The 22,907-nt window shown below is 66.5% G+C and carries 16 protein-coding genes and 2 pseudogenes; 4 read left to right on the forward strand and 14 right to left on the reverse strand.

Annotated elements, in window-relative coordinates; all coding sequences use genetic code 11:
• Positions 1–2: 2 nt before the first annotated feature.
• Entirely contained in the window at positions 3–1,439 is a 1,437-nt protein-coding gene (locus tag ACQ859_RS16010; protein WP_431266569.1) for a response regulator, read from the forward strand.
• Positions 1,440–1,821: 382 nt separating this feature from the next.
• Here the strand turns inward: ACQ859_RS16010 and ACQ859_RS16015 are convergent, their stop codons facing one another.
• The 9 genes and pseudogenes from ACQ859_RS16015 to ACQ859_RS16055 all read right to left on the reverse strand — a co-directional run bounded on the left by ACQ859_RS16015 (position 1,822) and on the right by ACQ859_RS16055 (position 9,570).
• The gene (locus tag ACQ859_RS16015; RefSeq protein ID WP_431261776.1) at positions 1,822–1,923 is read right to left on the reverse strand and encodes a hypothetical protein; all 102 of its coding nucleotides are present in this window, start codon (positions 1,921–1,923) and stop codon (positions 1,822–1,824) included.
• The gene (locus ACQ859_RS16020; RefSeq protein ID WP_431261777.1) at positions 1,920–2,477 is read right to left on the reverse strand and encodes a sensor histidine kinase; all 558 of its coding nucleotides are present in this window, start codon (positions 2,475–2,477) and stop codon (positions 1,920–1,922) included. Before ACQ859_RS16020 ends, ACQ859_RS16015 begins: the two co-directional genes overlap by 4 nt.
• 45 nt (positions 2,478–2,522) lie before the next feature.
• Positions 2,523–2,672, reverse strand: a complete 150-nt coding sequence (locus tag ACQ859_RS16025; protein ID WP_431261778.1) for a hypothetical protein — start codon at positions 2,670–2,672, stop codon at positions 2,523–2,525.
• A gap of 304 nt (positions 2,673–2,976) precedes the next feature.
• Positions 2,977–4,536: an efflux transporter outer membrane subunit gene (locus tag ACQ859_RS16030; protein WP_431261779.1), complete on the reverse strand. Its 1,560-nt coding sequence runs from the start codon at positions 4,534–4,536 to the stop codon at positions 2,977–2,979.
• Between the two features lie 5 nt (positions 4,537–4,541).
• Positions 4,542–5,657, reverse strand: a complete 1,116-nt coding sequence (locus ACQ859_RS16035; protein ID WP_431261780.1) for an ABC transporter permease — start codon at positions 5,655–5,657, stop codon at positions 4,542–4,544.
• 5 nt (positions 5,658–5,662) lie between these two features.
• Positions 5,663–6,799 (reverse strand): ABC transporter permease, encoded by a 1,137-nt coding sequence (locus ACQ859_RS16040; RefSeq protein ID WP_431261781.1) that lies wholly within the window; start codon positions 6,797–6,799, stop codon positions 5,663–5,665.
• Positions 6,796–8,118 (reverse strand): ATP-binding cassette domain-containing protein, encoded by a 1,323-nt coding sequence (locus tag ACQ859_RS16045; protein ID WP_431266570.1) that lies wholly within the window; start codon positions 8,116–8,118, stop codon positions 6,796–6,798. The genes ACQ859_RS16040 and ACQ859_RS16045 overlap by 4 nt, the downstream gene beginning before the upstream one ends.
• A pseudogene (locus ACQ859_RS16050) lies at positions 8,107–8,454 on the reverse strand (ATP-binding cassette domain-containing protein); the annotation flags it as partial. The gene ACQ859_RS16045 and the pseudogene ACQ859_RS16050, both read right to left, overlap by 12 nt.
• Positions 8,455–8,562: 108 nt before the next feature.
• Positions 8,563–9,570, reverse strand: coding sequence for an HlyD family efflux transporter periplasmic adaptor subunit (locus ACQ859_RS16055; RefSeq protein ID WP_431261782.1), 1,008 nt, complete (start codon positions 9,568–9,570; stop codon positions 8,563–8,565).
• 186 nt (positions 9,571–9,756) lie between these two features.
• On the opposite strand from ACQ859_RS16055, the gene ACQ859_RS16060 reads away from it, so the two are divergent.
• Together ACQ859_RS16060 and ACQ859_RS16065 are read left to right on the forward strand one after the other, a co-directional pair.
• Positions 9,757–10,377 (forward strand): TetR/AcrR family transcriptional regulator, encoded by a 621-nt coding sequence (locus ACQ859_RS16060; RefSeq protein ID WP_431261783.1) that lies wholly within the window; start codon positions 9,757–9,759, stop codon positions 10,375–10,377.
• A gap of 336 nt (positions 10,378–10,713) precedes the next feature.
• Positions 10,714–13,293: an ATP-binding protein gene (locus ACQ859_RS16065; protein ID WP_431261784.1), complete on the forward strand. Its 2,580-nt coding sequence runs from the start codon at positions 10,714–10,716 to the stop codon at positions 13,291–13,293.
• 95 nt (positions 13,294–13,388) lie between these two features.
• On the opposite strand, the gene ACQ859_RS16070 is transcribed toward ACQ859_RS16065, so the two are convergent.
• The 3 genes and pseudogenes from ACQ859_RS16070 to ACQ859_RS16080 all read right to left on the reverse strand — a co-directional run bounded on the left by ACQ859_RS16070 (position 13,389) and on the right by ACQ859_RS16080 (position 17,307).
• Positions 13,389–13,637 (reverse strand): hypothetical protein, encoded by a 249-nt coding sequence (locus tag ACQ859_RS16070; protein WP_431257688.1) that lies wholly within the window; start codon positions 13,635–13,637, stop codon positions 13,389–13,391.
• A gap of 270 nt (positions 13,638–13,907) precedes the next feature.
• Positions 13,908–15,445 (reverse strand): annotated as a pseudogene (locus ACQ859_RS16075) (methyl-accepting chemotaxis protein); the annotation flags it as partial.
• Between the two features lie 1,208 nt (positions 15,446–16,653).
• Positions 16,654–17,307 carry a 3'-5' exonuclease gene (locus tag ACQ859_RS16080; RefSeq protein WP_431261785.1) on the reverse strand — a complete coding sequence of 218 codons (654 nt, stop codon included), beginning with the start codon at positions 17,305–17,307 and terminating at the stop codon, positions 16,654–16,656.
• Positions 17,308–17,494: 187 nt separating this feature from the next.
• Here ACQ859_RS16080 and ACQ859_RS16085 point away from each other — a divergent pair, with 187 nt between their 5' ends.
• A complete protein-coding gene (locus tag ACQ859_RS16085) occupies positions 17,495–18,127 on the forward strand; it encodes a hypothetical protein (RefSeq protein ID WP_431261786.1) in 633 nt (210 codons plus the stop codon).
• Between the two features lie 326 nt (positions 18,128–18,453).
• Here ACQ859_RS16085 and ACQ859_RS16090 read toward each other — a convergent pair whose 3' ends face one another.
• Positions 18,454–21,249 carry a conjugal transfer protein TraG N-terminal domain-containing protein gene (locus tag ACQ859_RS16090; protein ID WP_431261787.1) on the reverse strand — a complete coding sequence of 932 codons (2,796 nt, stop codon included), beginning with the start codon at positions 21,247–21,249 and terminating at the stop codon, positions 18,454–18,456.
• 96 nt (positions 21,250–21,345) lie between these two features.
• Positions 21,346–22,749 carry a conjugal transfer protein TraH gene (locus ACQ859_RS16095; protein ID WP_431261788.1) on the reverse strand — a complete coding sequence of 468 codons (1,404 nt, stop codon included), beginning with the start codon at positions 22,747–22,749 and terminating at the stop codon, positions 21,346–21,348.
• Between the last annotated feature and the right edge of the window lie 158 nt (positions 22,750–22,907).

Raw genomic sequence — 22,907 nt, forward strand, 5'->3', positions numbered from 1 at the left:
CCATGCGGGCCAAGTCGCTTTTCTTTGCCAATGCCTCTCATGAGTTGCGCACCCCGCTGAACGCGGTCATCGGGTTTGCCCAGCTCCTGCAGGATTCGCACGCGACGCTCAATGAGGACAAGCGTCAGGCCTTTGTCGGACACATCCTTCGAGCGGGCAGGCATCTGCTGGATGTGATCAACGATGTGCTGGAGTTGTCGAAGGCGGAAGCCGGCAAGGTCGAGTTTTCTCCGACCGACTTTGATGTGGGCGACATCGTGCGCGAGTTGGTCGAGACCATGCGCCCCCTGGCTGAGCGCAAAGGACATCAGCTCGTCTTCGACCTCGACCCGGACGTCACGGCGGTCCGGCTGGACGTCGCTCGGCTGCGTCAGGTGCTCTACAACTACCTGTCCAACGCCATCAAGTTCACGCCGAGTTTTGGCACCATCGTCGCCCGCACCCGGGCGCGCGGGCGTCACGCCTTCATGCTGGAGGTGCAGGACAACGGCATCGGCCTGTCGGCCGACGAACAGGCCGAGTTGTTCGAGGAGTTTCGGCAACTGGGTCGCAAGCCGGGGCAGGACGGCGCGGGCAGCGGCCTGGGACTGGCGCTCACCCGGCGCCTGGCCATCGCGCAGGGTGGCAGCGCGGGCGTGTGCAGCGAGGTGGGACAGGGCAGCCGCTTCTTCGTGGTCCTGCCGCGTGAGCATCGCCCGCCCGGTGACGCCAGTGGCCGCGTGATGGTGGTGGACGACGACGGCGTGTTCACGCGCGATCTCATGGGGCGCATCGAGCAGGCAGGTTATGAGGTCCGGCGCATGAGCGATGTGGACGAGGCAAGCAAGGTAGTTGAGGCCGAACGTGTGGACGCGATCGTGCTCGGCTTGGAAGTAGGCGGGCGCAGTGGCCTGGAACTGCTGGCCCGGCGTTCGGACCACGTGCTTGCCGCGGTCAACGGGTTAAACGTGCGGGTCGAACGCGATCTCGGGGCGATCTTTCCTATCGCGGACGTACTGGTCAAGCCGTCGAGCGCCATGGACGTCGAGCGCGCACTGGCGCTTTGTGCCCAGGGCCCTCGGCGCCCCGCGGTGCTCGTGGTCGACGACGACGGGATTGCGCGCGCGCTGATGGCCGAACAGCTGCAGAGCCTCGGGGTCGATGTCCGGCTGGCCTGCAGTGGCGCGCAGGCGCTGGCCATGCTGGACGAGGCGCAGCCTGACCTGATCGTTCTGGATCTCCTGATGGAGGGGATGAACGGCTTCGAGGTATTGACGTCGATTCGGGCCCGTGCCGATATGGCGCATCTTCCCGTCTGCATCTGGACCGCGTTGACGCTGAGCGCCGAACAGCAAGAAGGCCTGCGCCGATCGGCGGCCCGGGTGCTGCTAAAGGGCCGCGCGAACATTGACGAACTGCTCAACGAGCTGTTCCCGGTGATGGGACGCCACGTGCAATAGCGGGCAGCACACGATGTGAGGCGGCGTGAGGTGATGTGAGACGAGCCGTGGCTTGGCGCGGTGTGGCGTGGCGTGGCAAAGCGATCGGCCGGCACGCGCGTACCCGGGGGATGGCCCATGACCGGAGCGTGCACCATGACGCGCACCCAGGTGGTGGCCGAGGATCTTGTGCAGGCGGGCGCCATCAGGTTCGATGTGGCGGCGCCCAGTTCCGCAGCCCATTCGCGAAATCCACGTGTAGACGGCGATGACTCAACGTCCACGTCAACATGTCGAGTTGTCAACGCCGAGGTGCCAACGCCGAGGTGTCAACGCCGATTGGTCAGTGCCGATGTGTCGACGCCGACCTGCTCACACCGATGCATCCACGTCGATGGGGCGCCTATGTGAGGTCCGCACCCTGGCGCAGCGGCAGCCGCACGTGAAAGGCGGCACCGCCGTCCGGCCGGTTCTCCGCATGCACGCTGCCCTGCAGCACCGTCATGATCTTGCGGCAGATTGCCAGCCCCAGACCGGTGCCCCCGGATCGTCCTTGGTCGCGCTTGACTGCACGGACGCGTCGAAGATGCGTTCAAGCTCCGCTTCAGGAACACCGGGGCCGCGGTCGAGCACCGTCACGCACGCCTCGCCGCCCGCTGCACCCGTGCGAACGCCGATGCTGGCGCCCTCGGGGGAGAACCGGATGGCATTGGCCAGTACGTTGCGGATGACCTGCTGGAAGCGCAGCGGGTCCACCCGAGCCACCAAGGCAGAGCCGGCCTGGTCGAGCTCGACCTTCAGCCTGCGGGCGGCAGACAAGGGCTCGAGCTCGCGCACGACGCCGACGACCAGCGGGCGCAGGTCACAGCGCTCAAGATCGAAGGTGCCGATCGCGTTCTCCAGTTTGGATACGTCCAGCAGATCGTTGACCATGGCGAGCATGCGCTCGCCAGATGCGTGGATGTCGCAGAACATCGCGGCGAGCCGCGGTGAGGCCTCGGCTCCCCGCGTCTTGCCCAGTTCCGAGTAGCCGATGATCGTCTGCAGCGGTGTGCGCAACTCGTGGCTGATGTTGGAGATGAATTCGGGACCCAGTCGGAGGCGTTACACCGATCTCCCGATCATCGGACTGACGCGGGCGTTTCCAGATGAGCGGGGGATGATCTCGGCCTTGCTGACCTCGTCCTCCGCGGCCGCAGCTGTGATTTTGTTGTTGAGAACGTCGGGCACTTCCATGTTGTAGCGTGCGCCCATCTAGATACCTCGTTTGCAGAAAATCGATGCATCTTTTCTACACCGAATTTGTGCATGGTGCTAGCCGCGTCCCGACCGCAATCCCGGCTTAGGTCGTGCGGCCGGGACCGCGGCGGTACTAGGAACGCGCCTCGATCCGGGCGCCTCCGCGCCCAGCGGTGGCCGCATCGGCAGGGCGCTGCCGGGTCAGTACAGGGCCCACCCTCTCAGAATGGCGGGAGTCTCCCTGTGTAGCAGCGAGGCGGCAACCGGAGGTACGCAGTCGCGCGACGAAGAACGTGATCCGCGACTCGACCTGCGTCGATCAATCTGGCAACTCGTCGCTCGCGTCCCCAACAGCAACTTCTGCGGCGGTCGCGCGGTGGAGCTGGACATACTTCTGCCTCAGCCGTCCTTCGCTAAGAACGCGCTCCCGCCTTGCCTGGAGCAGGCCTCGACGAACGTCCAACACTGAGCCAACGTCCACGGTCCCGGCGCCGTAGCGCGCGGATACCAAATCATGGGCGTCCTGCAGGTGCGCCTCCCGCTGACGCGCTTCGGTGAGCTGCTCGCGCTCCGAGACGTAGGTGTTCAACGCATCGTCGATCTCGTGCCAGGATTTGACAACCGTCTGCTGGTAGTCGATCGCGGCCTCCTGCTGTTGGAGTTCGCGCAGCTGTACCACGCGTTGGCGCCGACCGCGGTCGAAGATCGGCAAGTCCAAGCTTGGGCCGATCGACCAGGTGCGGCTGGCCCAATCGGTGAATTTGCCAGCTTGGTAGGACTCCAGCCCCGCATGCGCGCCAATGCGAATACTGGGATACAGCTCCGCCTGGGCGACGCCCACGTTGGCGACCGCTTTGCGCAGCTTCGCTTCGGCGGCGCGGATGTCCGGCCGGCGTCGCGCAACCTCAGAGGGCAGGCCCAGCGACAGATCAGGCAGGGATGCGGCCCCCGCGGTCGATCGACGTGGCGCCAGCACGGCACTGAGCGCGCCCGGTTGCTCGCCCAGCAGCAGTTCGAGCTGTCCCTGCGCCTGCGCCAGTTGATCCAGCAAGGCGGGCAACTGCGCCCGGGTGGTCGCGAGGTCGGCGCGCTGGCGCTCCAGGTCGAAATGATCGATGAGGCCTGCGTCGACGCGCGCCTTCAACAAGTCCAGCCGGTCCTGCTGTCCGGCGACATCCTCCTCGACCACCTGCCGCTGATCCTGTGCGCTGCGCAGCGTCAGATAGTGCTGCGCCACCTGTCCTGCCAGACTCTGACGGGCCAGCGCCAGCAGCGCGACTTGCGTCGCCACGTCCGCGTCGGCCGCCTCGATGCTTTGGGACACGCGGCCCCACAGATCCAGCTCCCAGGAGACATCGAGGCCCGCCTGATAGTCGTTGAACGGGCTGCTGAGCGCCGACACCAGCTGATCGCGGTTGGCGCCGCTGCTGCCGCCGATCACGTCGAGCAGCCGCGTGCTGGCGCCGTATTCGCTCTGTCGCTGGCGGAGCGCGCCCGCGCTGGCCTTGGCCTGCGGCCCGCGCTGACTGACGACCACCTGCAGCTGCGTGCGCGCCTGGGCGAAGTGCAGGGCCGCCGTCCTCAGGTCGGGGCTGGCACGGGCGGCGCGACCTTCGAGCTCGTCGAGCACCGGATCGTTCAACGTCGTCCACCAGCCGGCGCCATGCGCCGCGGCGGGGGCGGCGGTGGCGGTGGCGGTGGCGGCAGTTGTGGTCACCGGACGCGGCAGCGCCGCGTCGCCGGTGCGCCACTGCGACCAGTCGCTCGGGGTCGCGGTCTCGGGCCTGGGAAAGGTCGAGGGGCTCGCGCAACCGCAGAGTGTCAGAGCGGCGGCAAGGGGCAGCGTCGCGGCGGCCAGGAGGAGGGAGGAGTGCTTCATGGGATTCACGCCAAGCGGTTGCGGAACAGCCAGGCCGCCAGCGGCAGCGTGACGGCGGCGACAGCCAGCATGGGCACGAAGTCGTGCGCGACCTCATGCAGGCCTGCCCCTTCCAGGTAGACACGGCGCGTCAAGTCCATGCCGAATCGCAAGGGATTGACCAGCGTGGCGATCTGCAGGAACTCGGGCATGTTGCTGACCGGCGTGAGCATCCCCGACAGCAGCATCAACGGCATGATCAGCAAAAAGGTGTAGAGCATGGCCTGCTGCATGCTGACCGACAGCGCCGAGATGGACAGCCCGATGCCGACGGCGGCGATGGTGAAGGTGACCAGGCCCAGGTAGAGCAGCGCCACCGAGCCGGCGAACGGGATCCGGAACCAGAACACGATGATCAGGAAGATGATCGTGGACTGCGCCAGTCCGACCAGGATGGACGGGATGGCCTTGCCGATCAGCAGCTGCATCGGGGTGAAAGGCGTCACCAGCAACTGGTCGAAGGTGCCTTGCTCGCGCTCGCGGGCCACCGAGAGCGCCGCGATCATCAAGGTCTGGATCAAGCTCAGCGCCGCGATCAGGCCGGGCATCATGTTCCAGCGCGATTCGAGGTTGGGGTTGTACCAGGCGCGCCGCTCGATGCTGATGGCCGGCGCTCCGGCGCGCCCGGCATTGATCGAGGCCACGATGGCGCCTACCTGCGCCGCGGCCGCGCCGGCGGTGGACGAGTTGCGGCCGTCCAGCACCATCAGCAGCGGCGCGCTCTGCCCGGCGCCGAGCCGGTTCTCGAAGTCGGCCGGGAACACCAGCACCATCAGCATGTCGTCGTTCTCGATGGCGGACGCGATCTGCGTGGTGCTGACGAGCATCGCCTGGCGTCGGAACACGCCCGTGCCGTCGAGCTTTTGCAGGACGCTGGCCGCGGCGGCGCCGTGGCTCAGGTCCAGCACCGCATAGGGCGCGTTGGTCAGGTCGTAGGTGGCCCCGTAGCCGAACAGCAAGGACTGCAGCAGCGCGGGCACCAGCAAGATGACGCGGCTGCTGGGCTCCTTGAACAGCGCCAGCAGCTCCTTGCGGATCAGGAAGCCGATGGCCCCCAGACCGGTGATGAATCCTTCGATCATGGGCATCAGTCCAGAGTCTTGCGCAGCGTGGCGCGGGTGGCCCACAGCAGCACCAGCATGTAGAGCAGCAGGATCGCGCAGTCGCGCAGGATCATGGGCCAGTTGTCCCCAGCCAGGAACAGCGTCTTGATCAGGCTCATGAAGTGGGTGGCCGGCAGCAACTGGCTGACGAGCTGCACCACCAGCGGCACGTTGCGCAGATCGAAGACGAAGCCCGACAGCATCATGGCCGGCATGAAGCTGGCCAGCATCGCGAGCTGGCTGGCCTCGAACTGGTTGCGCGTCCTGCCCGAGATGAACAACCCCAGCAGCAACGCCACCATCAGGTACAGCAGCGAAGCCAGGACGATCGCGACGAGCGAGCCCCGCATGGGTACCTCGAAGAGGAAGCGCGCGGCCAGCAAGCACATCACGAGGTCAATCGCGCCGACGACAAAGTAGGGAACGATCTTCGCCAGCACGATCTCCAGCGAATGCACGGGCGTGACGAAGAGCGACTCCAGCGTGCCGCGCTCCCATTCGCGCGCGATCAGCAGCGAGGTCAGGAAGGCGCCGATCAGCGTCATCACCAGCACGATCAGCCCCGGCACCAGATACCAGGTGCTCGTGTTGGCCTCGTTGAACCACATGCGCTGCACCAGTTCGATGCCGGGCGTCTCGACCCTCGTGCCGCGGCGCGCGTTCTGGATCTGCGCCCACTGGCCGATGGCGCCTGAGACGTAGCCCTCGACGGCCGCGGCGCTGCTCGAATCGACGCCGTTCATCAACAGCTGCACCCGCGCATGACCGGCGGCCAGCTCGCTTGAGAAGTTGGACGGCACGCGCAGGATCGCGACCGCCTGGCCCTCGCGCATGGCCTGGACCGCCTCGGTCTGGCTGGCCATCCACACTGGCGACAGAAACTCGGATCCGCTCAGACCGGCCATCACGTCGCGCGCGGTGGGCGAGTTGTCCTCCATCACGACGGCGAGTCGCACGTCCCTGACGTCGAAGGACAAGCCGTAGCCGAAGAGCAGGATGAGCATCACCGGCAGCAGCAGCCCGACCGCCAGGTTGCTGCGGTCGCGCAGCATCTGGCGCAACTCCTTGCGCAGCAGCGCGGTGAAGCGCCGGAGAAACCCGCCGTGCGTTCGATCGCTCATGTCCCTGGCTTCCCGGCCGACTGGCGACCCTGCTCGACGATGACGATGAACGCGTCGTTCATGTCGCTGCCATGTTCGGCGCCGGCCTGCGCGCGCACCTCGCGCGGCGTGCCCAGCGCCAGCACCTGGCCGGCATCCTGGATCGCGATGCGATCGCAGTACTCGGCCTCCTCCATGAAATGGGTGGTGACGATGATGGTCACGCCGCGTTGGGCCAGGCCGGTGATGGTGCGCCAGAAGGCGCGGCGCGCCAACGGGTCGATGCCGCTGGTCGGTTCGTCCAGGAACAGGATCTCCGGCTCGTGCAGCAGGCTTGCCCCCATCGCCAGGCGCTGCTTGTAGCCGCCGGGCAGCTGGCCGCTGGTCGCGTCGGGATCCAGATCGAACTGCTCGATCACGGTCTTCACGCGGTCCGCGAGCGCCCGACCGCGCAGGCCGTAGGCGCCGGCGAAGAACTCGAGGTTCTCGCGCACGCTCAGGTTGCCGTAGAGCGCGAACTTCTGCGACACGTAGCCGATATTTCGCCGGGCCTTGGCCCGCGCGGTGCGCAGGTCGACGCCCGCGACCTCGAGATGGCCGCTGGTGGGGGGCAGCAGGCCGCAGAGCATGCGGAAGGTGGTCGTCTTGCCGGCGCCGTTGGGGCCAAGCAGTCCGAAGATCTCGCCGCGCTTGACGTCGAAGGAGGTGCTCGCCACGGCGGTGAAGTCGCCGAACTTGCGCACCAGGTCCCGCACGATGATGACCGGCTTGCCGTCGCGCGGCCGGACGGCGCCGACCGGCGCGTCCGCCGCCGCGCTCGCGGCGTGCTCGCCTGGCGGCGTCTGCTCGCGCAGCAGCATCATGAACGCGTCCTCGAGTTCATGGGGTCGGAGCTTGACCTCTGCCTCGCCGAGCAAGTCCGTCAACGCGTCCTGGGGCACGTGTGCTTGGCGGATGAAGCGCACGCCACCGCCCTTGGGGACGGCGTCGACGATGCGGTCCTTCGCATCAATGAGGCTGGCCTGGAGGTCCCGCGCGGCCATCCCCCGCGGCGGCGTGGCCTGATAGCTCAGGCCTTTGGCCCGCTCCTTCAGCACGTCGGGCGCGCCTTGCGCCAGCACCCGGCCTTGGTTGATGACGAAGACCTGGGCGCAGCGCTCGGCTTCGTCCATGTAGGCGGTGCTGACGATCACGGTCAATTGCTCGTCCGAGATCAGCTGCTCGAGGATCGTCCACAGGTCGCGGCGGGAGAGCGGGTCGACGCCGACGCTGGGTTCGTCGAGGAGCAGCAGCTCGGGCGAGCGCACCAGCGTGCAGGCGAGGCCGAGCTTTTGCTTCATGCCGCCGGACAGCTTGCCCGCGGGGCGGTCGGTGAAGCGGGCGAGGTCGGTCATGGCCAGCAGGCGCTGGAAGCGGTCGATGCGCTTGTCCCGTGGCACGCCGTGCAGGTCGGCATAGAGATCGAGGTTCTCCTGCACGCTGAGATCGTCGTACAGGCCAAAGCGCTGCGGCATGTAGCTGATCCGGTTCTGCACCGCCTGAGGCTGCCGGACCACGTCGGTGCCCAGCACGGTCAGCGAGCCCGCGACCGGCGTCATCAATCCCGCGATCATCCGCAGCAGCGTGGTCTTGCCGGCCCCGTCGGGGCCCACCAACGCAGTGAGTTCGCCAGCGCGCACGCGCATCGTGACCGCGTCGACGGCCGTGACCTCGCCGCCCCCGCTCCCCTTGAACGTCTTGCGCAGGCCCTGCGCGACGACGGTCGGCTCACCGACGCTCATCGCTCAGTTGCCGGTGGCGACAGGAAATCGGGCGGTCGCCGGCTGACCCATGCGCAGCTGGTCCTGCGGGTCGTCCACCCGCACGCGCACCTCGTAGACCAAGCTGGTGCGCAGCTCGTCGGTCTGCACGGCCTTCGGCGTGAACTCGGCCACCGGCGAGACGAAACCGACCACGCCTTGCAATGGCTTCGTCGGCGCGCTGTCCGTTGTCACGCTGACCTGCGTGCCCGGCCTGACTCGGCCCAGGTCGGGTTCGTTGGCGTACACCCGCACCCACTTGGGCCCGGCCAACGCGAGTGCGAAAACGGGACGTTGCGGCGAGACCATGTCGCCCGGCTCCACCAGGCGGGAGCGCACGGTAGCGTCCGAAGGCGCCTTCAGTTCGCCCTGGGCGATCTGATGGTCAAGCAGAGCGACGCGGGCGAGGGCGGCTTTCGCCTGCGCCTCGGACGCCGCCAGGTCCTCCTTGCGCGCGCCGCGCTCGGCAAGCCTGAGCGCTTCGATCTGCTCGTCGAGCTTGGCGCGTGCGACCTGGGCCGCGGTGCTCGCGCGCTGCAGATCCTGGGCGCTCACCCCACGACCCCGCGTGCTGGCCGAGACCTCCTGCAGTCGTGCCACCTCGTCCTGCGCGCGCTCGGCGTCCGCCTTCGCGGCGACCACACGGCTGCGCAACTGAGCCAGCTCCTCGGATCGCGAGCCGTTGCGCAGCTTCAACAGCGCCTGCTGCTGCGCCTCGCTCTGCGCGCGGGCCTGCTCCGCCTCCAGCTTCATCGTGCTGACGTCCAGTCGCGCGACCACGGCGCCGGCGTGCACGCGGTCGCCTTCCTGCGCCAATACCTCGGCGACGCGACCGCTGCCGTCGAAGGCCAACGAGACCTGACGGATGTCGACGTTGCCATGCAGCGTCAGCGTCCCATCGTCCTTGTTCGCGGCCTGCCGATGCCACCACCAGCCACCCGATCCGAGGATCAGGATCAAGGCAACGAGGCCAAGAATCAAAGGTTTCTTCATGTGAGTAGCGTTGGGACTTGAGCTGGGAATCGACTCTAATCTCAATCGCTTTTAAACTAAACGGATGACTCAACTAAAGAGCAAGCAGCCCGGCGCGCCCTCGGCGAGCGTGAATCCGGTGCGCGCCACCAGCCACGCGCGCGCCCCCGCGCCACCCGCGCCGACGGGGATCAGACCTACGCGCGGTTGCTGGAATCGGCCGGATTGCTTTTTGCCGCGGCCGGCTTCGCCGAGACGACCAGCACGTCGATCGCCAAACATGCGGGCGCGGACGTCGCGTCGATCAATTACCACTTCGGCAGTCGCAACGGGCTCTACCAGGCGGTGTTGGCGGAGGCGCATCGGCGGGTCATCCGGTTGGAGGTCCTTCAACAGATCGCCAGCGGCAAGCGGCCAGGATCGGAGAAGGTCAGGCTGCTGATCGACCAGTTCCTGCAGGCGACGAGCGGTGTGCCCGGCTGGCCGACCCGGGTGCTGGCCCGGGAGTTGTTGGCGCCCACGGCCAACGCGCATGTGCTGCTGAACCAGGAGATCGCGCCAAAGCTGCAGATCGTTCTGGGGATCTTGAGCGGGGTCACGCGCATCCCCGTCGGCGAGCCGGCGCTTTTGCGATGCTTGGTGAGCACAGGCGCGCCGGGCTTGATGATGCTGGTTGGCGCGAACGGCTATATCGCGCCGCTGCGCGACTTCGTCGCCTCGCCACGCGAGGACCTGGCCCTGCATCTGCATGCGTTCGCGATGGGCGGGCTGAAAGCGGCGGGGAGGCTGTATGCCCAGAATACGGGCCGCGCATCCAGCCGCAGCTAGATCTCGCCCGGGCATTTGATGCGCCGGCGCCTGACGAAAGGCGGTGGAACACCCAATCACGAGGTTCGGGCGGGCCGTTTGTGGAATTGAAATATTGGTGAAATGACCGTATGAAGGGCATTTGACCGATCTTTTCATGCGGACAATTGCTAGGTCGCCTGGCCGAAGCAAGGGCTTGAGATTCATTAGGAGGGGCCATCACGCAACTGCTCGCTGCATGATGTTTTGGAGACGGGGTGTTCCAGTTGGACTAGAGCGGGGACGGGAGGACGGAAGGACGGCAGCGAGCGCACCAAGCCTCACAGACAAATCGAGGCATAGTTGCGGGTCGCCCCAATGCCGGACTCCATGCCCTCTTTTCGCTTTCGCCACCCGAGCATCGCGGCTAAAGCCAGATGGCTGGCGGCCGCGCTCGCGGCGGTCCTTGCCATCGCCTTGCGCGCGTTCCTGCAGCCCGCGTTGGGCGACGAGCTCCCCTTCATCATTGCCGCGCCGGTCGCACTGTTCTGCGCCCTCATGTGGGGAGCAGGCCCGGGAGCCCTGGCGACGCTGATCTGTCTTGTGGGTACCTTGCTGCCGAGCATGCCGCCGGATGTGCTGAACCGCGAAGGCGGCGTCAGGGTTGTCGGATTCGCTCTGGTGCTCGGGAGTGCCTGTGTGCTCGTGGCGCGGGTCAATGCCCTGCGGCGTCGCCATGTCAGGCTGGGCACAGCCGCCGATATGCCGCTGGTCCGATGGCTCAATGCGGCGCTGTTCGGTGCGGTGCTGCTCCCCGCGACCGCGTTCGTGCTGGTCGGCTGGTGGACCTATGACCAAGCGCTGCAGGCGTCTCATGACACCGTCGTGCGACGTGCAGACTTGGTGTACCAACATGCGCGGCGTACCTTCGACGTCGCGGAAAAGCTGACGCTGGAAGCCGCATTGCTGACCACGGGCAACGACGACGTCATTCGTCGGCACGAGAGCGACGTTCGACAGCGGCTGAGTGACATGCTTTTGGGGGTGCCCTCCGTGGTGAACCTCAATGTGTGGGATGCCATGGCGGTTCCCGTGGTGCGCAGCGACCGCGCCATCGATCCGACCGTCACGGTCATCGATCGCAGCTACTTCACCCGGCAGGCCGCCGAGGACCGCGGGTTCGACCTCAGTGAGGTGCTCAAAGGGCGTCAGACGGGGAGGGAACTGTTCAACCTCACCCACCGGCGCCCGGCCGCGGATGGGCGCTTCAACGGCATCGTTGCGGTCTCCTTGAACCCCGAGTATTTCCGCGATTACTACCGTGCCATCCTGGCGCAGAACACGGACGTGGAATCCATCAGCCTCGTTCGAACGGACGGCGACTTGCTGGCACGATGGCCCGTTCCTGCGACGGGAACCACGCACGTGGCGGCGGACTCTCCGTCACTGGAGGCCATCCGATCCGGAGAATCGTCAGGCGTGGTCTACGGTCGGGTGGGCGGATCCGGCGAGCCACGCGTGGCGGCATTTCGCCGTGTCGAGGAACTGCCCGTGTATGTGGTGGTGAGTTTCAGCCAGGCCGCGCTGATGTCGGGCTGGGTGCGGACCATGGGGATCGTTGGTGCGATGGCGCTGCCCATCACGCTGTTGCTGATCGCCGTCACCGCGATTGCACGTCGGCGCGTACAACTGGAGCAGCAGGCCCAGCTCGATCTCCACGAACAGACCCGGCTGCGCGCCGCCAGCGAGAAAAGCGTGCTCGAAGCTCACCGGCGCGAGACGCTGTCGACACTGACGGCGGGCGTCGCGCACGACTTCAACAACCTGCTGGCCATCCTCACCAACAGCCTCCACATCCAGAACGTCAGGCACCCGGAGCACGCCTCGGAGCCGCAGAACGCCGCGATGCGCCGAGCTGTCCAGAGCGGCACGCGTCTGACGCGCCAGTTGCTGTCGCTCACGCGGCGGCAAACGTTGCGGCCCGAGGTCATCGACCTGCGCACGTGGCTACCGGAGATCGAAGAGCTGTTGCGCACGACCTTGGGTCGCAGCATTGCGCTGAGCGTGGACGTCGCCTCCAATCTTCCGCCGGTTCTCGTGGATGCGGCCGAGCTCGAGTTGGCGCTGGTCAACCTCGCAGTGAACGCCAAACACGCGCAACCGCACGGAGGCGTTTTTGTCGTCAACGCGGACGGGATGGTCGAGGGCGGAAAGAAGCTCGTGACCCTCAGTGCCCGCGATGAGGGCCATGGCATCCCGTCGGACATCCTGGGCCGCGTGAGCGAGCCGTTCTTCACGACCAAGGAGCGGGGTTCTGGATCCGGCCTGGGCTTGAATCAGGTGCGGGGCGTCGCGGAGGCGGCCGGGGGAGAGTTGCGTATCGAGAGCGCAGTGGGGCAGGGCACGACGGTCAGGCTGATCTTGCCTGCAGCCGACGTCGGACCTGACGGGGCGGCTGGTTCCGACGAAACGCAAGGAGCTGACCGAGCTGGAGGATCTGGCGGATCTGACCGATCTGGCGAATCTGACGCAGTCACCGGAGCTGTCGAGCCGAAACTTGTTTCCTCAACGGCCGTCGGGCGCAAGTTCCACGGCCACGTCCTGGTGGCGGAAGACAACGACGACGTCGCCGCCGCGACGATCGCGCTCATCGCGAGCTTGGGGCTCAAGGTCACCCGGGCAGTCAATGCCGACGATGCGCTGCGCGTGCTGCGAACACCGCAGCTGGGTGATGACATTGGCTTCTTGCTGACGGACGCGGTCATGCCCGGCGCGATGGGAGGCGTTGAGCTGGCAATGACGGTACGGGGTGAGCGACCGAGGCTGCCGGTCACGGTCATCACCGGGTACGCCGAGAATGTGCAGAGCGCGTTGGACGCCAAGCTCGATGTCGTGCACAAGCCGTTGGCGCTGGAGGATCTGATGACGCGCTTGCAGGGGGCCTTTGGCGCAGCGTAGGGCGCTCTCACCCCGATCAATCAACGAGACCGCCGTTCAACGTTCGGGTCGTCCTGCGGACCGAGGTACTCACATGGCGCCCTGTGGCGAGACGCTCATGATTGGGGGATGCCGTCGTCCTCATCGCGTCCGCCTTGCACATTGCCTCGATCCGCGCCAGCGGGTGCGTCACGCAGATCGTCCTCGGGGCTCGGCGTCTGGCGACCTTGCTGGCTGGGGCTGGGCGCAATCCCGCCCGCCGGCTCCTGCCGCTCCGCGGGCGCTCGGCCGTCTTGTGGGGCCGCACCCGCCGCGGAGTGCGCCTCAGGGTCGGTGTTGATGGCGGGGTTGGGTTGCGTGCTCATGGCGTTTCCTTGGATGTGCGGAGAGTTCCGCTTCAATCCACTCGGGCATTTGTCGTGCCGATAGCCGTGCTCGCCAGCTACCCGCGATGGTGCGCCAGCGTCGCGGACGGCCCGCAAGCGCGGCTGTTGCCGTCGTAGCGCCAGAACAGGCCACTGTCTTGCATCTGGTTGGGCGGGATTGGCGCTGGGCGTCTCGGGCATGACGTGTACTGGTCTGGTCGCACGCAAGGCGAGCCTTCATTGGACGCGAACCTTGTTGCCTTCCTATGCGACCTTGAAAGCTGCCACCAGTCCGACGAGTCGCTCGGACTGTGATCTCAAGCTCTCTGCTGCGGCGGCACTCTCTTCGACAAGCGCGGCGTTCTGCTGCGTGGTCCTGTCCATCTGTCCGATCGCCTCGCCGACTTGGGCCACGCCCTGGCTCTGCTCAAGCGACGCCGCGCTGATCTCGGCCATGATGTCGGTCACGCGCTGGATGGACGTGACGATCTCCTGCATCCGCTGTCCGGCGGCGTCCACTTGTGACGTGCCGCGCTCGACGCGTTCGGAGCTTGTTGCGATGAGGGTCTTGATTTCCCGGGCCGCGGTGGCGCTGCGCTGGGCAAGGGTGCGCACTTCCTGGGCGACCACCGCGAAGCCTTTTCCGTGTTCCCCGCCCGAGCGGCCTCCACGGCCGCGTTGAGCGCGAGGATGTTTGTCTGGAAAGCGATGCCGTCGATGACGCCGACGATATCGCCGATCTTCTGCGACGACTCGTTGATGTCGCGCATGGTGGACACCACCTCGGACACGGACTGTCCGCCGAGCTTGGCAACCTGGGACGCGCTGCTGGCGAGCTGATTGGCCTGCATGGCGTTGTCCGAGTTCTGACGAACGGTGGCGCCAAGCTGTTCCATTGACGAGGCAGTTTCTTGCAGCGCGGAGGCCTGCTGCTCGGTGCGGCTGCTCAGGTCGGAGTTGCCTTGCGCAATCTGCGCGGATGCCGTCGCCACGCCATGAGCGTTCTCCAACACCGAAGAGACAACACCGTTGAGCTTTGTCTGCATCTGCTTGAGTGCGGCAAGGACGCTTCGGTCGTCGTTCTTGTTGAGCTGGATCTCGGTCGTGAGGTCTCCCTGAGCCACCCTTGTCGCCAGGGACACCGCGACCGCCGGGTCGCCGCCGATCTGACCCAGCACGTTGCGCACGATCACCGAGGCGAGGAGGGTGCCCACCACCACGGCGGCCACCATCAGGCTCCACGATGCGCCCTTGGCGAAACCGTAGGTGGAGGAGGCTTGACGAGCCGACTCGCTGGCCGTCGCGTTGTTGATCTCCACGAGACGGCTGATCGCAGCGACCCAGGCGTCGAAGGTCGTCTTAGAGGTCGTGAGATGGGCCTCGCGCGCCTGCGCAAAGGAGTCCTCGCCGGCGCGTGACAGCGTGAGCACCGTGTCCATCGACGTGAGGAATGCGTCCCGCAATCTCTGGTAGTCCGCGAAGCCTTGTGCCTCGTCGCCAGGCGCAACAAGCGGCCGGTAAGCCTCCTCCTGCTTGGCGAGCACGGAGCGCAGATTGGCGATCTGGCGATCCGCGGCCGCGATCTCCGGCTCATTCTTGCTGAGCACATGCTCGGCCTCGGCGCGCCGGATCTGATTGGCGGTGGCGCGCATATTGGCCAGCGACGTGACGCTCGGAAGCTGTTCCGTCGCGAGATCGTGCGCCACCGCATTGACGCGCGCCAACTGCACGAGGCCGAACACCCCCATGAGCAGGACCAGGCTCACCAATGCGATGAACGAAAAGTTGAGTTTCGCCTTGAGCGTCATGTCTGCGTCCCTGGCGCGCCGTCGACGGACGTTCTCGGCCCGCCTGCGGTCGCAGCGTTGGTGTGGAGTGAAATGTCACGCCTGACGCGGGGGCGAGCGAGCCGTGGCACGGCTCAACCGTGGAGCCATTATTTCGCCGCCTGGATGGGTCGAGGTCCGCTCACGGCGCGTGACGAGGATGGACGCGTCGTTGCGCCCGATCAGGAACGGGCAAGATCGGTTCCCTGTGCGCATCCCGCCCGTGAATGGGGGGCTCGCCGATTTGTGCTTGGCGCCGTGCCGCTGAGGTGACGCTGAGACGGCGCTGAGTCGATTTCCATCGAGTTTCAAGTTTTTGAGACGATTCTTGAAATGCTATATATTTCAATGGGTTAGGCGAATCAAATCTACTCATGCGCGACGAACTCCTTGCGTTGATTCAAGCCTCTCGTGCGGGAGGCCTTGCGGCCGAAGAGTTCTTGACCGGGCTTGCGGAGAAGTACCTACGCGATGTGCTGAAGCGCTTCCATCACAGCAGGATGTGTATAGCCGGCTCGCCGCCGCGATGGCTGACGCAGACGAATGAAACCAGGATGTTTTATGCCGACCTCCGATAGTGCGAGAGCCCTCATGGCCGCAGTGAAAGAGCGATACCGTGCTCTAAAAACGTACTCAGACGTTGGGCATGTTTCAACTCGTTTGCGTCCAGGCCAGCACGTGCGCACCTTTGAGACGGCCGCGGGCGACGGCGGCAACTTTCGTTTTGTTTTTCGGTCGCCACATCCGTACTGGCCTCTTCGACACAAGGTGACAACCCATATTGTTGGAAGAGCAAATGGACGCCCCTATCTCTATAGCCTCACGTCAAGCGGCCGAGCTCTTCTGAATTACGAGCCCGAGCTTTGTAGGAGCGTGGCCGCCGCGACTGGCATATCAGGGGGAGCCGCCCACACGATTGCGGGACTGCTATATCCAGACGTGGGAGGTTGGACGTTCGCAGACTTGAAGCGGCCACGGCGTCGCGCTCCGCGCGTTATTGACGGCGTGCTTGCCACCGAATCACAGGGCTGCAGGGTCGGACGCCTGTAGTGGTGTACGTGGGTGTCGAGGACTTACTAGTTCGAAAATTTGCGGATCGAAAGGGCCGAACTGTGGAGGTGCGTCGAAACGTCAACGTTCATCTAGTGCAACCGTCGGAACACTTTCGAATCCCAGGCTAGTGCCTTGACTTAAAACTCGGGGACTGAAGCAAATCGTCTGCGTGGCTGTCTTGATTTCGGCGCGACTGGAGCTGGCACGCCCATGTCCCTGAGCGCCAGAAAGACGAGCAACGATGCATGAGCGTCGTTGGCAGCGTACTGCAGTTGCTGGGTGCTGAGCTGGGGGAGCGCCCAGTTGGAAGTGGTGACCTTCTTGGATTTCGGGAAGCGCTGAGCCAGCACCACGGCCACCGCGGTCTTGAGCCCGACGTCGTCCTTGAACCCAAGGCGACGCACCATCCGTGAGACGTCCACTGTTGCCGCAAGCGCGACGCCCAGTTTCCTGAACAACGGCGTGCGATCCGACGCCAGGCCGAACCCGACCTTCACCACCGCCTCGGTTTCGAGCATGGTCCTGAGAAAGGCGGCGGTGCCGGGCGCCTCGGTGTGGATGATGAAAGCGCGGTCTGCGGTCGCGAACTGCACGATGTGCGGGCCGGTGTTTTCACCACCGGCCACGAACTGCGGTTTGCTTTCCGTGTCGAAACCCACGTGGCCGGCTAGCCGCAGCTCAACTTCGGCGGCCTCGCACTGCTCCTGATTACGAAGCACGTGAATCCGGTCAAGGGGGAGGGCGCGGTACAGCGGCAGCGCCGCGATCTCTTCGCTGGTGGGCCTGTGCATCGTTGCAGTATGCATGGGAGCACCGGCACGCCGACGCCGACGCCGACGCCGCGGGCGAGCGCCTCGCGGGCCGCCCGCGTCGCGCGGACTGCTCACGGGCGGGGACTAACATCGCCGAACGACGCACGGACGAACGACGCTTGGAGGCTAGGAAGCACGGACGCACGGAAGAACGGACTTTCACGACATGACGCGCAACAAGTGGCTCATCATTGGCGGGCTGGCCATCATCCTCGCCGCGACGGTGGTTGGATTTCAACTCCGAACGACGGGCTTGGGCACGACGGACGAGTCCGTCGAGCTGATCGACCCGGCGAGGGTCGTGGTCCTGCGCACGCCGGGCGGCGTGTTGCAGGTGGCCCAGCTGGAGAGGTCGGAAGCCATCGAATGGAAGACCTCCTGGACCTGTCCTCTGATCGACTGCAGCAGGCTGCCCCAGACGGTGTCAAGGGTGGAGGTGACGGCGCGCTACACCTACACCATCGCGCTCGCGAAGGACTGGAAGCTCGAGCCACGCGACGGCGCCTATCTGCTCAAGGTGCCGCTGCCGCGGCTGCAGATCCCCGTGGCGTTCGAGACGTCGACGATGCGAATCGAGACGAAGGAGCGAGGCTTGTTTTCGCCGGACGCCGCTCCGAACCGGGAGCTTGCGGTGAAGCACCTCAGCCCGACGCTGGCCCAGCGAGGCGCGGCGCCCGCGTACCTGCGGCTGGTGTCGGCATCGGCCGAAGCGACGGTCCGGGAGTTCGCCAGCAAGTGGCTGCTCGAACAGAACGGCACGACACTCGATCGCAAGCTGGTGGTGGAGTTCGGGGACTGAGCGGACCGGCGCCGGCGGTGCCGGCGGCACCGGCAGCACCGGCTCGGTGGCGGGCGCTTTGCTGCGCACGTGTGAGGCGGTCCTGGGGTGAACGTCTTGCGACATCGCTGGGGTGCCGCGTGGCTACGTCGCTGTCTCGCACCGCAGACTCAGTCTCAAATTCAGTCTCAAATTCGGTTGTCAGGCGCCCGCTTGCCTCATTTGCGGGCAGAACAAGCTTTTGCGATATAGAACAACGGCTTGCGATGCACCTGCAGGCAGAGCCAACAGCTTTGTCCACAGGTCCCAGGGATAAATGCGGCCCCGGTCTGCGGTGGTGAAGGTGCTCAGTCATCGAGCGCGCGCTTCACCGCTTTGGTGGCGTCGTCGATCACGGACCCCGCATCGGCCGCAACCTGCTTGGCCGATCGGGACAGGAGCGACTCCGACGACCGCAGCGTCCCGTCCGCGGTGGCCCCGGCGCGAGGCTGGCTGCCCGGCGATCCCGCCGCGTCGTCGACGCGATCGCGAACGCTTGTTCCCGCCTGCTGGAACTCGGTGCGCCGAGAGCGCGTCTGAGGTGGCGCCTTCGGCGACTGCTCGGTCCAGGACGCCCGCTCGACGGCTTGCCTGTGGGAGTCGTTCATCGCACGTGGATCGACACGCAGCGACGTTGACTCGCGATCTTGCTCATGGGCCCGCCGGACGTCGGCAGCCCCGCCCGGAACGCTGGCGCCGTTGGAGAAGACGCGGTGGGGGCGCGGCGACTGCCTGGCCAGTTCGGCGTCCATCAGCACCATCGCCGACGCACTGGTGCCCCCGTAGCGCTGCGCAAAGCGCGTGAACATCGCCACGTTGTGCGGATCCTGCGCGATGTCGATGGCGATGGTTTCACCGCGCTCGTAGGCGCGCGCCATGCGCTCGGACACCGCCGTGCTGTGCACCAGGGTCGCGTCCGCACGCTCCGATCGCGACGCGGAAGCACTCAGACGAGCCGCGAGCTCTCGCGCCTCTCGCGCATCCGAGGACACGAGCGTCGCGAAGGAGCGGTCCCGCGAGACGCGATCGCCAAATTGCTTGAACTCCGACAGCTGCTCATTGGTCATGGCCGACACCACCCGCTGTTCGGCCTTGGACAAGGACGAGAGATAGCTCTTGTCCGCCGCCACGTTGCCCTGCAGACCGGCCAGCGGGGTGCTGACGCCCAGCCGCGCCGCCGCGCCAAGCGCAATGCGCGCACTCTGGCTCTGGGTGAATCCCGTCGTGTCGGCCACGCTCTTGCTGATCTGGTCCAGGCGGTTGAGGTTCTCGCCATACTGCTCGAACCCGCTGGTGGTGGTGCCGGTGGCGCTGCGGCTGGCATGCAGCTTGGCCAGGCCCTTGGTGAAGGACTCGGCCAGCACCGCCGAGCGCTCCTGGAGGGCAGACACCGATTCGCTGCGCGCCGCCGCCACCTGCCGGCTGGCGTCCTGGACGTCCTGCTCGGACACGCGGCTGGAGACCACGCGCGACGCGTAGCCCTGGTTGCGCAGCAAGCTCACCGCCGTGCGGCCGCCCAGCACGCCGGCGGTGAAGGTGTCGCCGCTCAGGTCGTCCTGCCAGCGGTTCATGAACGCCGAGGACCGGTTGGGCGAAAGCTGGAGCTGGTCCATGGCCACGTTGCCCATCGACGTGTTGCCCACCGCCGCGGACGAGGTGGCGCCCGAGAGCGCCGCTTGCAGGCCGGACAGCCCGCCGACCAGGGCCGTCCCGACGGTCTCCATGCGCTTGAGCGCGGCCCAGGCGATGAACGGGATGCTGATCGAGAGGTAGCCCACCACGGCCTCGCCGGAGATGGCGCGTGAATAGATGCTGGAGGCGGTCTGCAGCGACAGGGCCTTGGCGCCGGTGCCCAGGTCCGCCGCCGCGGCGAGATCGTAGGCGGCGTAGACCGAGGCCATGTAGTTCAGGATCGCGTACAGGGGCGGCCACAGCTGAATCCAGATGAGCAGCCCCGCATAGCCCTTGAACGCGAGCATGGTCTCGCGCCCGCTGGTCATGAGCAGCAGCAAGACGAAAAGTGGGAACATCGCGTAAGCCACCGCCTCGATCACGTTGCGCAACACGGGCAGGGCCTGCTCGGCCACCTTGCCGTAGTTGAGCCACGACGCGTTTTTCTGGGCCACGGCCTGGGCCCGCCCCACGGCCAGCACCATCGCGGCGGGATCGTTGACCTTCTGCCCCACCAGCGTTGCGCTGTCCTGGATCACGTTGAGCATGGCGTTCTGGCGCACGATGTCCGCCGCGCTGGCCGCGGCGTCGGCGATGCTGTTCCTGAGGTAGGCCTGCTGGATCTGGGCGGCGATGACGCTGGCGGCGGCCGCGGCGGGGAGCGTGGGATTGAGCTGGAAGGCAAGCCGCCCCTGCACGCGCGTGAGCTGGGCGGGCAGTCGTGCTTGGAGGACCTGATAGACGTTGGGGCAGGTGTCGATGCCGATGCCCATGCCGCTGCCCCCGCCACCCGAAGATGCAAGAGACGACACGGTGGTGAAGCGCGCCGGATTGGGCGTGCCCATCAGCGGCCAGACGTCGCTGGACGCCGAGAAGGTCGTGGCGTCCAGCGTGCCGTCGAGGAGGTCGTAGGTCGTGCAGTTGTGGATGAAATTGATCAGGTCGGTGCGAAAGCCCGGATCCTGGAAGACGACGGCGGCGGTCTCGCGCACCAGGCGGTTGCCAAACATGAGGCCGTGCTGCTCGTAGCGCAGCTCCTGCGGCTGCGCGGCGTTGCCGGGCAGTTGCTGGAACGCGGTCTCGAACAGGCCTGTCAGCGTGTGACCGATGGTGCTAGTGACGCTGCCCAGGAGCGCCACGCCCAGAGGCACGTTATCGACCACCTTCACGGGCGCGCCGCCCGTCTTGTCGATGATGCCCACACTCACCTTGGGAACGATCAGCAGCGCGACGACCAAGGTGACGGACGCCAGCCATTTCCAGCCCTGGAGCTTTTCCGGCGCGAACGCGTAGGCGAGCAGGGCGGCGACGAAGCCGCAGAAGGCGACGGCCGCCACGGCGCTGGCGTAGTAGCCCGAGGCGTGGATGGCCGCGCACGCGTTGAACACGCCGAACAGGCTGTCGGCGTTCTGGTAGGCGTAGATTTCCCACATGCGGATCTCCGACGATGCAAGCGCAGGGATCGAAGGCAGGCCGAGATGGTCGGTACCCTGGCACCCTGGCCAGGTCGGCCTGGCCGCGGCGCCTGGTCAGCGCGACATCGATGCGGACTGCTGCCCCAGCATGTCCGCCACGCTTTGGGGCATGCTCGATCGCAGCTGACGCTCGAGCTGTTCCAGGTGGCCGGCCACCGCGCGAAATGATCCGACCTTTTGGTAGAGCAGCCCCTTCTCCTGGGACAGCTGCTGCAGCATCGCCTGCGCGCGCTGGCGCACGCGGTTGGCCTGTTCGCGCTGGGGCTGCTGCAGCGTGTAATCCTTGTCCAGCGCCGCCATGCCCAGGCGCAGGCTGCGCTCGAGGAACACGTAGGCATAGTCCGCGGCGATGACGTCGCGGTACTGCGCGATGAGGCTGTCGGCCAGGCCGGAGCCGGGGATGCTGGCCCCGATCGACAGCATCCGGTAGACGGGCTCGGTGGTCTGGTTCACGAAGCCCACCTCGGGGGAATTGTTCGGGATGGGCGCGCGGGTCGCGATCTTGGCGGCGATCGAGCGCATCAGCGTCTCCACGCGCGCCGTGAACGGCACGTGCCGGTAGGCCGTATTGACGCTGACCACGTCGCAGTTGACGTAGTCGTTGCATCGCAGCAGGTGCTGGACCACCTCGGCGTCGGCGCCCGCGGCCTGCCCGTAGAGCAATTGGCCGATCGAGGTCAGCGTCGGGGCGACGGGGTCGGGATCCCGCCCCGATTCCTCCGGGTAGTACAGGACGGTACCGACGATGCTCATGATGAGCTCGCGTTCCTGATCGTCGAGGTAGGCGCCGGCGTGCTGCAGGGCCTTCCACGTCAGGTTGCCGACGAAGGGGGCGCGGTTTCTCAGCCCGGGATCGCCGGAGGCGCGGGCCGCGCCCAGGATGCCCGGTCGGTCGGATTTGCACCGGCGGCGGGCGGCGTCGCGGTCGCTTTCCATGCCCAGTTCGATGGCGAGGTCGGCGCAGCTCTCCTGCGAGCTGTAGCCCGCCGCCTCCGCGGCCGTGCTCACGATGGCCTTGGCAGTCTCGCAGGAGTTGATGCGCGCGTTGTTGATCCAGGTCTCCAGGCCCTTGGCCCATTTCGTCAGCCCGCCCAGCATCGGTGAGACGGACTCGAGCGCGAGCTGGAACGCGATGCCCGGCAGCGCGGCCGTGATGTTGCGCAGCATGTTCTTGAACTCTTCGGCGGAGATGTGGGAGAAGGAGCCGCCGAAGATGTCGATCCCGCCGCAGCCGGCCTTCGCGTTGGGGAACTGGATGGCGGCGAGTTGATAGACCTTGTTGGGGGAACGCATCATGAGGCTGCCCCCGGTGTAGGTGTTGTACGCCTGACCGCGAAACGCGCCGGGGGCGGTGTAGTTCCCGATGGCGCCGAGCTGATTGAACATGGTGTTCACTTCCGCGTTGAGGTCGCCGGCGTGGCCGGGCAGGCCCATCAGAACCATCGAGACGCAGACCATGGATCGGGGCAGGATCGAGCGGGGCAGGATCGAGCGGGGTAGGATGGACCGGTGCAGGAACGACGGGCGAAGGAACGACCGGTGCAGGAACGACCGGTGCAGGAACGACCGGCGAAGGAATGACCGGCGGAGGAATGGCCGGCTAAGGAGCGAGAGGC

The organism is Roseateles chitinivorans (assembly GCF_050632235.1).
GTDB classification, from domain to species: domain Bacteria; phylum Pseudomonadota; class Gammaproteobacteria; order Burkholderiales; family Burkholderiaceae_C; genus Roseateles; species Roseateles chitinivorans_A.

Excerpts from the sequence above, each read along its gene's own strand:
- ACQ859_RS16010 (WP_431266569.1), top strand. The coding sequence starts at position 3 with ATGCGGGCCAAGTCGCTTTTCTTTGCCAATGCCTCTCATGAGTTGCGC.
- ACQ859_RS16015 (WP_431261776.1), bottom strand. The coding sequence starts at position 1,923 with ATGACGGTGCTGCAGGGCAGCGTGCATGCGGAGAACCGGCCGGACGGC.
- ACQ859_RS16025 (WP_431261778.1), bottom strand. The coding sequence starts at position 2,672 with ATGGGCGCACGCTACAACATGGAAGTGCCCGACGTTCTCAACAACAAA.
- ACQ859_RS16030 (WP_431261779.1), bottom strand. The coding sequence starts at position 4,536 with ATGAAGCACTCCTCCCTCCTCCTGGCCGCCGCGACGCTGCCCCTTGCC.
- ACQ859_RS16035 (WP_431261780.1), bottom strand. The coding sequence starts at position 5,657 with ATGATCGAAGGATTCATCACCGGTCTGGGGGCCATCGGCTTCCTGATC.
- ACQ859_RS16040 (WP_431261781.1), bottom strand. The coding sequence starts at position 6,799 with ATGAGCGATCGAACGCACGGCGGGTTTCTCCGGCGCTTCACCGCGCTG.
- ACQ859_RS16045 (WP_431266570.1), bottom strand. The coding sequence starts at position 8,118 with ATGAAGCAAAAGCTCGGCCTCGCCTGCACGCTGGTGCGCTCGCCCGAG.
- ACQ859_RS16055 (WP_431261782.1), bottom strand. The coding sequence starts at position 9,570 with ATGAAGAAACCTTTGATTCTTGGCCTCGTTGCCTTGATCCTGATCCTC.
- ACQ859_RS16065 (WP_431261784.1), top strand. The coding sequence starts at position 10,714 with ATGCCGGACTCCATGCCCTCTTTTCGCTTTCGCCACCCGAGCATCGCG.
- ACQ859_RS16070 (WP_431257688.1), bottom strand. The coding sequence starts at position 13,637 with ATGAGCACGCAACCCAACCCCGCCATCAACACCGACCCTGAGGCGCAC.
- ACQ859_RS16080 (WP_431261785.1), bottom strand. The coding sequence starts at position 17,307 with ATGCACAGGCCCACCAGCGAAGAGATCGCGGCGCTGCCGCTGTACCGC.
- ACQ859_RS16085 (WP_431261786.1), top strand. The coding sequence starts at position 17,495 with ATGACGCGCAACAAGTGGCTCATCATTGGCGGGCTGGCCATCATCCTC.
- ACQ859_RS16090 (WP_431261787.1), bottom strand. The coding sequence starts at position 21,249 with ATGTGGGAAATCTACGCCTACCAGAACGCCGACAGCCTGTTCGGCGTG.
- ACQ859_RS16095 (WP_431261788.1), bottom strand. The coding sequence starts at position 22,749 with ATGGTCTGCGTCTCGATGGTTCTGATGGGCCTGCCCGGCCACGCCGGC.